Origin of the sequence: Campylobacter vulpis, assembly GCF_014217995.1 — a bacterium.
Classification (GTDB): Bacteria; Campylobacterota; Campylobacteria; order Campylobacterales; family Campylobacteraceae; genus Campylobacter_D; species Campylobacter_D vulpis.
The window spans coordinates 446,846-458,947 of record NZ_CP041617.1 but is presented as its reverse complement, the minus strand read 5'-3'; the positions used below and the strand labels follow the sequence as shown (position 1 = coordinate 458,947).

Annotated in this window: 10 protein-coding genes; 1 reads left to right on the top strand and 9 read right to left on the bottom strand. The window is 36.0% G+C overall.

Annotated features, from left to right (window positions below; all coding sequences use genetic code 11):
* Nucleotides 1-14: 14 nt before the first annotated feature.
* Nucleotides 15-884, bottom strand: coding sequence for a glycosyltransferase family 2 protein (locus tag CVULP_RS02345; protein WP_099507100.1), 870 nt, complete (start codon nt 882-884; stop codon nt 15-17).
* A gap of 49 nt (nt 885-933) precedes the next feature.
* Between CVULP_RS02345 and CVULP_RS02340 the strand changes: the two genes are divergently transcribed.
* Entirely contained in the window at nt 934-1,878 is a 945-nt protein-coding gene (locus CVULP_RS02340) for a glycosyltransferase family 9 protein (RefSeq protein ID WP_099507101.1), read from the top strand.
* Here the strand turns inward: CVULP_RS02340 and CVULP_RS02335 are convergent.
* The 8 genes from CVULP_RS02335 to tyrS form a co-directional block, all read right to left on the bottom strand.
* The gene (locus tag CVULP_RS02335) at nt 1,868-2,401 is read right to left on the bottom strand and encodes a HyaD/HybD family hydrogenase maturation endopeptidase (RefSeq protein WP_099461383.1); all 534 of its coding nucleotides are present in this window, start codon (nt 2,399-2,401) and stop codon (nt 1,868-1,870) included. The two genes, CVULP_RS02340 and CVULP_RS02335, sit on opposite strands and share 11 nt — an antisense overlap.
* Nucleotides 2,398-3,090, bottom strand: a complete 693-nt coding sequence (gene cybH, locus CVULP_RS02330; protein WP_099461382.1) for a Ni/Fe-hydrogenase, b-type cytochrome subunit — start codon at nt 3,088-3,090, stop codon at nt 2,398-2,400. The genes CVULP_RS02335 and cybH overlap by 4 nt, the downstream gene beginning before the upstream one ends.
* 9 nt (nt 3,091-3,099) lie before the next feature.
* The gene (locus CVULP_RS02325) at nt 3,100-4,815 is read right to left on the bottom strand and encodes a nickel-dependent hydrogenase large subunit (protein ID WP_099507102.1); all 1,716 of its coding nucleotides are present in this window, start codon (nt 4,813-4,815) and stop codon (nt 3,100-3,102) included.
* 2 nt (nt 4,816-4,817) lie between these two features.
* Complete coding sequence (locus CVULP_RS02320) at nt 4,818-5,957, bottom strand: hydrogenase small subunit (protein ID WP_099507103.1); 1,140 nt, start codon at nt 5,955-5,957, stop codon at nt 4,818-4,820.
* Between the two features lie 106 nt (nt 5,958-6,063).
* Nucleotides 6,064-7,905, bottom strand: a complete 1,842-nt coding sequence (gene mnmC, locus CVULP_RS02315) for a bifunctional tRNA (5-methylaminomethyl-2-thiouridine)(34)-methyltransferase MnmD/FAD-dependent 5-carboxymethylaminomethyl-2-thiouridine(34) oxidoreductase MnmC (protein WP_099507104.1) — start codon at nt 7,903-7,905, stop codon at nt 6,064-6,066.
* Nucleotides 7,902-9,794, bottom strand: a complete 1,893-nt coding sequence (locus CVULP_RS02310; protein ID WP_099507105.1) for an N-acetylmuramoyl-L-alanine amidase family protein — start codon at nt 9,792-9,794, stop codon at nt 7,902-7,904. Before CVULP_RS02310 ends, mnmC begins: the two co-directional genes overlap by 4 nt.
* Complete coding sequence (locus CVULP_RS02305; RefSeq protein ID WP_099461377.1) at nt 9,794-10,885, bottom strand: nitronate monooxygenase; 1,092 nt, start codon at nt 10,883-10,885, stop codon at nt 9,794-9,796. The genes CVULP_RS02310 and CVULP_RS02305 overlap by 1 nt, the downstream gene beginning before the upstream one ends.
* Nucleotides 10,882-12,090 (bottom strand): tyrosine--tRNA ligase, encoded by a 1,209-nt coding sequence (tyrS, locus tag CVULP_RS02300; RefSeq protein WP_099507106.1) that lies wholly within the window; start codon nt 12,088-12,090, stop codon nt 10,882-10,884. The genes CVULP_RS02305 and tyrS overlap by 4 nt, the downstream gene beginning before the upstream one ends.
* Between the last annotated feature and the right edge of the window lie 12 nt (nt 12,091-12,102).

The window sequence follows — 12,102 nt, the reverse complement described above, 5'->3', positions numbered from 1 at the left end:
AAAATCTCCCACAATCATCTATCAAGAAGCTCACTTATTTGTATTAATTCTACTTTCTCTTTCTTAATCGACTTTAAATATCTTTTTTTTAAGTCTAAACTCTCCTTTTCTAAATGCGAAAAAAGCCTTTCGTTTAGGGAATTTTGTGGGAAATTTTTAGCGATATTTTTGATAAGCTTAAGGCTTGTTGTTTTGTCTTCATAATTTTGCCTTAAAATTTCTCTATCCTTACTCTCATAACGCCCAAAAGCGTTAAATTCATAGCGGTAAATACTATGCTTAACAATGGCTATTTTCTCACAAAGCATAAAATAAACATAACAAAAAAGCACATCTTCCCCATAACACAAACACGCCTTTTTATCCACAAACTCAAAGCATTTTAGAGCTAAATCCCTGCGAAAAACCTTAGCCCAAAGCGACCAGCAAAAATGCCTTTGTTTTCCTAAAAAGTCAAAAAACTCGCCTTGATTTAAAATTTCATCTTGTTTAAAGCGGTAGAAAAGCTTAGTTTTCACCCTATGCACAAAAGCATCAAAAAGCACAAGATCAGCCTTTAAATTTAGACTTTCAAAAGCTCTTTTTAACGCTCCTTCGCATAAAAAATCATCTGAATCCAAAAACATCAAAAAAGGCGAACTAGCTCTTAAAATTCCCTCATTTCTACTCGCAAAAGTTCCCTTATGAGAAGCATTGCAAAAAAGCTTAAAACGCTTGTCGTTTTTGATGAATTCTAAAACGACTTTAACGCTTTCATCTTCACTTTTATCATCGATGATAAGCACTTCGAAATTTTTAAAATCTTGATTTTGACAGCTTTTTAAAGCCCTGCAAATCCATTTTTCGCAGTTATAAAGCGGGATAATGATAGAAAATATTGTCATTTTTAGCCTATTTTGTTAAAATTGAAAGTTTAACATAGAAGGGCAAAAGATGAAAATTTTTATCAATCTTCCCACTTGGCTAGGCGACTGCGTTATGGCTAGTGCGGCGATTTATGGCATTAAAGAGAAATTTAAGGAAGCGGAATTTATCTTTTTTGGCTCTTTTGTGGCAACAGCACTTTTTAAGAACTTTCCTAACTCAAAATTTATCATAGAAGATAAAAAAAAGCGTTATAAACAAGCTCTTCATTTACGCAAAATATATCAATTTGACCTCGCTTTTTCCTTTCGCTCTGCCCTTTCTGCTAAACTCATTTTAAAACTTTTAAAAGCGAAGAAAAAATTTTGTTTTGATAAAACTATCATTAAAGAAGAACATCAGGTTTTAAAATACTTAAATTTCATTGAAAACACTCTTTCTTTTAAAATCAGCCCACAAACCCTGCAACTTCCTATAAAGGCGAAATTTAACGCCCCTTTAACGCTTAAAAATGGCAAAAAAATTCTAGCCTTAAATCCGGGGGCTAGCTATGGAAGTGCGAAGCGATGGGAGGAAGAGTATTTTGCTAAAGTGGGACTTTATTTTGCGAAAAGCCACGAAATTATCCTTTTAGGAGCGGGCGGAGAAGAAGCTAAAATTTGCACCAAAATCAGCGAAATTCTCGCACAAAACGGCGTTAAAGCTAAAAATTTGTGTAATAAAACAAGCATACATACCCTTACGCAAAACATTGCTTTAAGCGATTTATTTCTCACAAATGACAGCGGCACTATGCACTTAGGAGCGGCTTTAGGGGTAAAAATGCTCGTGCTTTTTGGACCGACTAAATTCACACAAACTTCGCCTTGGCAGAGCAAAAATGCTAAAATCATTCATCTTAATCTAGCCTGTATGCCTTGTATGAAGCGCGTTTGTCCACTAAAACATCACCGATGTATGAAAGATTTAACTCCGCAAATGGTTATAGAAAAATTAAAAGAATTTAAGACTTAAAAGAAACACGCGCTAAATCCTGCAAAGCAAAATCCGCCACCTTTTCGTAGCTAAAACCCTTTTTAGCTAAAAAATCTAGCAAAGTTTTCTCCATTACACTAGCAGCCCTAATAATCTCGCTTGAAAGCTCAAAACTCATAGGCTTAATGCGTCTTGGCACAGCGGCTAAAATTTGTGTGCGAGGTAAATCACCTACCAGTTCCATATATTGCAAAGTTTGTAGCATTTCTACCTCGTGCGCACTCCCGCTCCAATTCACCCTCTTTGGCATAGCCTCATAAGGAAAGAAAAAAACTTCTCCCACTTCAGAATCATCAGCGTCAATACAGTCAAGCACAATCATCTCATCATACTCGGCTATAATATAACTTAACTGCAAGGCTAAAGTGCCACCATCGATAAAGCTTAAGGAGTGATTTTGATGAGTGAATTTGTAGTTTTTTTCAAGTTGTTTGCAAAGATGAACGCCTAAGCCCTCATCTGCAAACATAATATTTCCTATGCCAAGCACAAGAAATTTCAATTTTTCTCTTCCTTGACAAATTTATAACCGCTAATAATAGCATCTAAAGCACCATCTCTACCTTTAATCGCATTAAAAACAGCCATATAAATATGCACAGGCACAAAAATCAAAACCACCCACATCAGAATTCTATGATAAGTTCTCACTTCAGCCAAGCCTCCCATCATAGCCTCAAGCGGTCTTAAAGCATTATAAAGCATACCGCCTAAGCCCTCGTGATAAGTGTGCGTATAAAGAATAAGTCCTGTAAGGATAATACCTATCATTACAAGATAAAAGAAAAGATAGGTTACATATTGTAAAGGATTATAAACGCCCTTTAAAGGCGGGTGCTTTCCTAAAAAAAGATAAAATTTAATCTGTTCTACCCAAATTTTAAGACTAAAAACATCAGCTATACTTGCCTTTTCCTTACGACTCCATTTATCAAAAAAGAACAAATAGCCCTTAAAAATAATGCACCCTATTAAAACAAAACCCACAGCCTGATGCACTAAGCGGTATTTTGCCTGCATAAAATTACTAGGATCACTTGGCAAATTTGGACTTTGAAAAACATAAGAAATATAGTATCCTGTCCCCACTAAAATCACAATCGCCACAGCCCTTATCCAGTGCGTTAAGCGTAAGCCTATGCTAAATTCATATTCCGCTTTTCTTTGCAATTTTTCCTCTTGTTTTTGCATAAAGTCTCCTTATAAATTCACATTGACTTTATATTCGCTTAAATTATTTCCCTTAGCGTCCATCACATGCACGGCACAAGCAATGCAAGGGTCATAAGAGTGAATTTTGCGTATAATTTCTAAAGGCTGCTTTACATCAGCAATTTTAAGCCCGATTAAACACTGCTCATAACTTCCACCAACGCCTTTTGCGTCTTTTGGAGAAGCATTCCAAGTGCTAGGAACAACAGCTTGCCAATTTTCAATCACGCCGTTTTTAATCCTACACCAATGGCTGAGTGTCCCACGCGGCACATGTCCCATATAACGCCCTTTGTATTCTTTATTTTTATCAATCACATAAGGCGCACAAGTGCTTTCATCAACCTTTAAATTTTCAACTAAATTATCAAAAGCTCTTAAGGTATTATCGGCGATAATTTTAGCCTCCAAACAACGAGTTGCAGTTCTTCCTAAAGTGCTAAATACCGCTGTTAAAGGAAGATTTGTCTCTTTCAAAAAGGTATCGACAACAGGCACAACATATTGATTTCCTTTTGCGTAATTTACAACGATATTTGCCAAAGGTCCCACTTGCATAGGCTCACCCTCATAACGAGGTGCTTTTATCCAGCTATACTTACCTTTAGTATCAAAATTCTTAGTGTGAGCGACTTTGCCGTGATGGTCGATACTTTCACCATCGACAAGCCCTGTATAATTAGGATTTGTTTTGCCATCATAAGGGTGAAGTGGTTCATTATCCGCATACCAAGAGTGCGTTGCCTCTTCAGTAATTTTATCTTCTTCTACCTCATAAACCTTACTTAAATCGCCATTTTTAATAATACCACTTTCAAAAAGCCACTCATCGCGACCCATTTGAAATTCTTTAAAGGTATAAAGATTTGCCACGCCTACATCATTTAACACGCTAGGCTCATTTGCATAAACCTTTCCAGCCATTACCAAATCAGGATAATAAGCACGATTGACAAAATCTGCCACTTCTTTAAATTTCTCCATATACTCACCCATTCTAGAAGGGCTAAGTAAGTCCATAACGCAAGTAACCCCGCCCACAGTTAAGCTTTGTGGATGTGGATTTTTAGAACCGAAAATCGCCATACATTGCGCGATAATTCTTTGAATTCTTAAGCATTCCAAATAATGCGAAAGGGCGATGAGATTTTGCTCTGGGTTAAAGCGGTAGGTGCTATGTCCATAATAAGCATTTGCAAAAGGTCCTAAATTTCCTTTATCAACAAAAGCTTTAAGTCTTTGCTGCACTTCTAAAAGCTTATCCGCACCTGTGGCGTAAGGATTTGGGGTATAATTAAAGGCTAAATCACTTGCCTTTTTCACATCAGCACTTAAAGCACTCACTACATCAACCCAATCTAGTGCGTGAAGTTGATAAAAATGCACAATATGGTCGTGTAAAAATAAAGCCGCATTCATTAAAGTTCTAGTTAGTAGGGCGTTAAGCGGAGGGGTAATACCTAAAGCATTTTCCACAGCGACAATTCCAGCTTTATAGTGTGAAAAGGTGCAAACTCCGCAAATTCTTTGAGTCATAAAACCCGCATCTCTTGGATCGCGCCCTTTAACGATAGTCTCAATCCCACGCCAAAGCGTAGAGCCAGTATAAGCTTCTTTGACAATATTATTATCATCAACGACAACCTCAACCCTTAAATGTCCCTCTATTCTTGTAATAGGATCAACGATAATTTTTTGACTCATTTTTACTCCTCATTTTTCTTCATAGAAGCAATTACCGCGTGTGCAGCTACGGCAACTCCTGTGAGTGTTAAAACGCCTATGCCTATTTTATCCGAAACATTATCCGCCCCAAGCCCCAAAACTGGGTCAAACTGACGGCTAGCAAGCGGCTCTTCAAAAGGTCCCATAGTATCCCAGAAATTTGGCTCTGAGCAGCCTATACAGCCGTGTCCTGCTTGAATAGGCCAAGAAGTGTGCTGATTAAATCTCTCTCTAGAGCAATTATTGAAAGTATAAGGACCCTTACAGCCCACTTTATAAAGACAATAGCCCTGCTTTGCACCCTCATCACCAAAGCTATGAACAAATTCGCCCGCATCAAAACGCCCTCTTCTTTCACACAAATCGTGAATTCTCAAGCCATAAGCCCATTTAGGTCTATTATACACATCAAGGCTTGGAAGCTCTTTGAAAAGAAGGAGTTGAAGGACATTACCTACGATATTTTTTTCACTTGGAGGACAGCCCGGAACATTGATAATAGTTTTATTTGTTACCTTACTTAAGGGTTGAGAATTACTTGGATTAGGGCGTGCTGCTTGAATTCCACCAAAGCTAGAACAGGTGCCAATCGCCAAAATTGCATAAGCATTTTCGCAGGCTAATTTTGAAATTTCATAACCCGTTTTTCCGTGAGGTCCTATAGTAAGATAGCCCTCTGTATCACCCATTGGAATACCACCCTCTACCATAAGAACATATTTGCTCTTATGTTTTTCGATAGCATTTTCCAAATTTTCCTCTGCTTGCCAACCCGAAGCTGCCATCACCGTTTCGTGATATTCTAAGGAAATATAATCAAAAATGAGACTATCAATAGTTGGCGTATCACTTCTTAGCAAACTTTCACTACAACCCGTGCATTCAGCCATATGAAGCCACACAACAGGAAGCCTATCAGCTAATTCAGCCGCCCTTGCTACCATAGGTGCAAAACTTGCAGGAAGTGCTAAAAACGCCGTCATAGCTCCTGCCCATTTCATAAAATCTCTTCTTGAAAAGCCCGCTTTCTCTAAAGCCTTAGGGATAGAGCCATTAGACTTTAAAGAAGGAAGTTTTTCAAGTGTCGCTAAGCGTTCTTCGATTTGCTTTAGTTCAACCATCACTTTTCCTTTCCAAATTTTTATTCTTTAGAATAATAAAATAAAGCTTTTTAAACTTAAATTAAAATTTCGCAAATCTTAGAAAAATTTTATAAAAAATTTAAACTTAGCTTAATAAACCCTTCTTAAGCTTTCTTATTAAAAATCTAGCAGGATGAATATGAGAGATAAGGTCTGCATAAAAGCCCAAAGGCTCATCATTTATCAAGGCACAAAGATACCTAGCCGCAAGCACACTTGAACTAAAAGCCCTTGAGCCGTGAGCGAAATTTAAATAAAGATTTGGGATATTTTGTGGGGGAATTTGAGCCTTATTTTTATGCCACAACAAGGCTTTGTAATTTTGCTTATAAAATTCCTCATCATAAGCCGCACCTACAATGCAAAATCTATCGCTAGAATAAGAGCGAAATCCCACCCTAGAGCCTATAATCTCAAGCTTTTCATCGCCTTTTAAAAATTCCTTAATATTTGCCAAATTTTCTTCATCATCTTTCATTTGACTTTTACAACTTGCATTAAGCCTATCATAAGTTGCACCGATAACTTGCAAATTTGGCTTTGCTGGGCAAATATAAGCCTTAGACGAGAGGGGAAATTTTGTCTTAAAAAAAGGCTTTAAATGCGTCAGCTGTCCTCTTACCTTACTCAAAAGCATAGCATCATAATGCAAAAAGTCCTTAGCATCTGCTCCTAAAGTATAGATTAAAAGCCCAAATTTACATCTTTTAGAAGCGTTTTTAAAGATAAGATTAAAGGTCTCATTTTCACGCTCATAATGGCTAAAATGATGATTAAAATGAATTTTTGCCCCCGCTTTTTCAAAAAGCTTTCTTAATATATTTTTAGGCTCAAGCTCTCCACCATAGTCCAAAAAAGCCTTATTTTGCGTGATTTGAAAATAAGCATTATCTTTTTGCGTAAGAAATCTTTGCTGCATTTGCGAAGTATAAGCAAATTCATAAACGCCCTTTAATTTTAAATTCAAAATTTGTCTATAAAAGCGACTTGCCTCCACAAAAGCATTTAAAGAAAATTTTCCCAAAGCACTTTCAGGCTTTAAAATCAAAGAACTTAAAATCCCACTTTCATTCGAACTAGCACCCTCATAAAGCGTGGCATTTTTCTCAAAAATTTCTACCTCAAAACCCCTAAGACTAAGCTCATATGCCAAAATCGCCCCACTAATACCAGCACCTATGATGGCGACTTTTTTATTTTTAAATTGAGTGGGGATTTTTTGAAAATAAGCCTCCTTACTTGCATTTTGCACCTCTTTTGTCAAAAAAGCCCTTATCATCTCTCTTTTTCTAAAACCCTTAACTTTTTGCACTTCAAAACCACAATTTTTAAGATTTTTTTGCAAAAAAGAAGATGATGAAAAGCTCAAAATCATCGCATTAAGCTTAGATAATCTTGCAATTTCAAAAAGGGTATTTTCATCAAACATAAGAGAATTTTTACTAGGAGAAAAGCCGTCTAAATACCAAATATCCGCCTTAAAATTCAAGCGTTTCAAAACGCTAATATCATCAAAAACAAGGTCTAAAAAGCAATCTTTAAAATAAAAACGATAAATTCCCTTAGCACATTTAGGATAAAAAAGCAAAAATTGCTCTAAAAGCTCTTTAAAATCTTCGTAAATTCCAAGTCTTTGATACGCCTCACGCAAAAAGCTAGACTCTAAATAAAAGCCCTCCACACTCACATAAAAAAGCCTTTTGGGACGCTCTTTAGCTTTTAAAAATCGTTGTAAAGTTAAGAAAAAATTAAGCCCTATGCCAAAACCAGTTTCAGTGATAGTGAAATTTTCGCATTCTTTCCACTCAAACGCCTCCGCATAAACAAAACGGCTTTCCTCCACGCCTTGCTGTGAATTAAAATAAAAATCTTCAAAATCCAAAGAATAAGGCGTATTATCTTTAAAAATGACCCTAGCTTTTTTCATCGATTATGATAAAAATAATTTTCCACCCCATCGGCAATGCCTTTGGCTAATAAATCTTGAAAGCTCTTATTTGCAATTCTTTCACCCTCATTTGGATGCGTGATATAGCCAATTTCAAGTAAAATAGCTGGCATAGAAGCACCAACTAAAACCCAAAAAGGCGCCTCCCTCACTCCACCATCGACTACCTTATAACGCGTTCTAGTCTTAGCTAAAACGCCCTTTTGTATATCAATGGCGAGCTTATTAGAAGCGACAATTTTTTCTCTATTTAAGAAATTTAAAATGCTTTGTTTAGAAAAATAATTCATCTCTTCAAAATCACCCTGGTTCTCCTTCTCGGCAGCTTTTTTGCTACGCTCACTTCTTGCTGGACTTAAAAAGAAAGTTTCTAAACCTTCGGTACTTTTAGCCTTAGAAGCGTTGGGAGCGGCATTAGCGTGTATGGATAAAAATAAATCAGCCCTTTTATCATTAGCGATTTTAGTTCTATCTCTAAGATTGATAAATTTATCCGTAGTTCTTGTGTAATAGACTTTAAAACCCCTTTTTTTAAGCTCATTACCAATCTTTAGTGTTGTGCTTAAAACAATGTCTTTTTCTTTTAAACGCTTATTTTTACTTAAAGCCCCACTATCCTTACCGCCGTGTCCTGCGTCTAGAACTATGATTTTACTCGCTTTATAATTTTTATTAAGAGTGCTTTTGCTAGAACTTACTTTGGCTGGGCTAGAATTTTGATTTTTAAGATCATTAAAAGCTAAAATTAAAGTTTTATCATCAATATCTTTATAAAGCTTAAATTCTTTGGGTGAGCTTAAGACCACACGAACGATTTTTGGATTATATTGTGTTACGGTAATGGCGTTTTTACCATAAGTATAGCTTTTTCTATCTCCGCCTAAAACACCCTTAAAACTGATGATTTGTCTATAAAATTTAGAATCCTTTGTGTTGGAAATTTCAAAATCTTCTTCATCAAGCTCCTCATCAAATTTCAAAATAACTCCATTTACACCCTTATCCACATCAGTAATATAAAGGGACTTTTTCTCATTTTTTTGAATTTTTAAACCGCTTCCTTGCCTTTCAGGCTTTTTTTCAATTTTTTGCGTTTTTATATTTTGATTTTCCTTTGGAGTGTTTTTCAACTCACCTATTAAAATGCTTAATTTTTCTTCCTCTCTTTTTAAATTTAAATTTATTTTTTCCTTAGCTCTAAGAACTACACGAACAATTTTTGGATTATATTGAGAAAGGATAATATTATAATTTTTAAACTGAAATTCTTTCCTGCCTCCCTCCAAAATCGCTTCAAAATCGACAATGTGACGATAATTCCCCTTTTCATCTAAAACAAAATCCTTAAACTCACCCGAATTTACATTTAAATTAAGCTCCACTCCATTTGCTAACTTTTTGGAATTTAAGATGTAGATTTTTTCCTCTTTTTTTGTCGTATCACTTTTCTTTAATTCTTCTTTTTTTACGACCTTTACGACTTCTTTTTTGGAATTTTCTTTTACATTTTCAAACGCAGGTTTTTCCATAGGCTTTTTATTTTCGAGCTTCACATCTTTAACAACAGCTCTTCTTAAAGACTCAATGTTTGCCTTATTTATACCACTTTCTTCAAGTTCCTTAGCATAAGATGTATCATCAAGTTTTAATGTATTAGAACTAATGATAAGGCGTTTTAAAATTTCAACCTTTGTTTTTTCATCGTCATTAATCACGCTTTGTATATAAAGGCTTTTAAGTTGTTGATGAAATTTCACCTGTGAATCGTTTGCAGAATTTATAAAATTTTTATCAAATTCTTCTATTTGCTTTTCAAAAGCCCCAAAACAAAAACAAAATAATAAAAAAAGTGCGACTAAGCTTCGCATTATTCACCATTTACAAGTTTATCCATAAGCTCTTTAACGCTAATGAGCTTATTCAGCTTATAACCATTTGCACCTGTGAAAAAAAGACCCGTCTCTTTTTTTCCAGACCAAGCATCAAAAAGCCTATCTGCGATACAATAGCCCACTTTAGTCGCCTCTTTACCCCTACCGCAAGGCGCGACACAATTACTTATACAATTAATTTTTGGACCCATTCTTTTGGCTACCAAATCAAGTAAATTTGTCTGCACACCTCTTGCAGGGTATCCTACCGGCGATTTTATAAGCTTAATATCTTCCTCTTTGGAGGCTAACAAAACTTCTTTAAAATTATCACTTGCATCACATTCAAAAGTGCCTATAAATCTTGTCCCCATTTGCACTCCACTTGCACCCAAACTTAGCATTTTTTCAATATCATTTTTATCCCACACTCCCCCAGCTGCAATCACAGGAAAAGAACCCCAATTTTTCGCCTCTTCCACCACAGGAGCAACTAAATTTTCTAGGGCAAAATTTGGATCTAGGCATTGCTCATAGGTAAAGCCTTGATGTCCGCCACTTTTTGGACCCTCTAAAACCACAGCATCAGGCAAACGATTATAACGCCCCTGCCATCTTTTACAAATAATCTTTAAAGCCTTAGCTGAAGAGATAATCGGCACTAAAGCCACATCGGGAAAATCTGCCGTAAATTCGGGCAAATTAGTCGGCAAACCCGCCCCTGAAACGATGACATTAAAACCCACCTCACAAGCATCACGAGCTATTCTAGCATAATCATTACTCGCACAAAGGATATTGCAACCCAAAGGTGCGTCTCCACAAAGCTTTCTAGCATTTGTAATTAAGGCTTTCAAACCCTCTTTAGAATAAAAATTTTCACTTCCATAAGGTTTAGCATTTAATTCCTTGCTAATATGCGCCCTCTCCTCATAATAACCCGTTCCCACAGAAGAGATAATGCCAAGTCCTCCATTTAAAGACACTGCCGAAGCAAGCCTATCCCAACTAATGCCAAGTCCCATTCCTCCTTGAAAAATGGGATATTTAATTGTATGTTTTCCTATTTTAAGGGGTTTAAAGCTCATTTTTTAACCTTTAATTTAGCAAATTTTCTTTTTCCTATTTGTAAAATATACTCACCTAATTCAAGTTGCATTTGCTCGTCCTTGATTTTTTGAGAATTAACGCTCACACTATTTGCCACTATGGCTCTTCTCGCCGCTGAAGTTGAATTTTCCAAACCACATTCAACCAAAGCTTTAGCCAACCACACACTACCACCACTTAGTTCAAATTCGGCTATCTCACTTGGTAAAGCATTTGCACTATGCACCCTGTCAAATTCAGCCTTTGCCTCATTTGCAAGTTCTTTAGAGTGAAATCTCTCCACAAGCTCTAGGGCTAAATTTTCCTTAGCAATTTTAGGATGTAAAGTTCCATTTTTAATATCTTCTTTAATTTTTTCAATCTCTTTTAAACTTTTCTTGCTTAATAATTCATAATATCTAAACATAAGCTCGTCGCTAATGCTTAGAATTTTAGCATAAATATCCTTAGCATTTTCAGTTACGCCTATGTAATTGTTAAGACTTTTACTCATTTTATTAACCCCATCAAGTCCCTCCAAAAGAGGCATCATAATGATGGCTTGTTCTTTTTTTGCATCATAAATTCTTTGTAAAGCTCTACCCATCAAAAGATTAAATTTTTGGTCAGTTCCGCCCATTTCTATATCGCTTTTTAAGGCTACACTATCATAGCCTTGCAATAAAGGGTATAAAAACTCACAAATGCTGATTGAACTTTGCTCCCTAAAACGCTTTGTAAAGTCCTCTCTTTCAAGCATTCTAGCCACACTAAAGGTCGAAGTTAGTTCCACAATCCCAGTCGCACCAAGCTCATTAAGCCATTTAGAATTAAAAACGATGTCTGTTTTATCTTTATCTAAAATTTTAAAAACTTGACTTTCATAAGTTTTGGCGTTTTTTAAAACTTCTTCTTGACTTAATTTTTTACGCGTAGCGTTTTTACCGCTTGGGTCGCCTATTTGCCCAGTAAAATCACCGATTAAAAATTGCACTCTTGCACCGTGCTTTTGCAAAAATGCCATCTTGCCTAAAACTACACTATGTCCCAAATGCAAATCAGGAGCTGTTGGGTCAAACCCCGCCTTAACATAAAAATTCTCACCCTTTTCGTAATAATTTTTAATCAAATCTTCAATTCTAGCCTCATCAATAATCTCCGCACAACCTCTTTTCACTTCTGCCAAAATTTCTTTTATATCCATAAAAACCTTTCT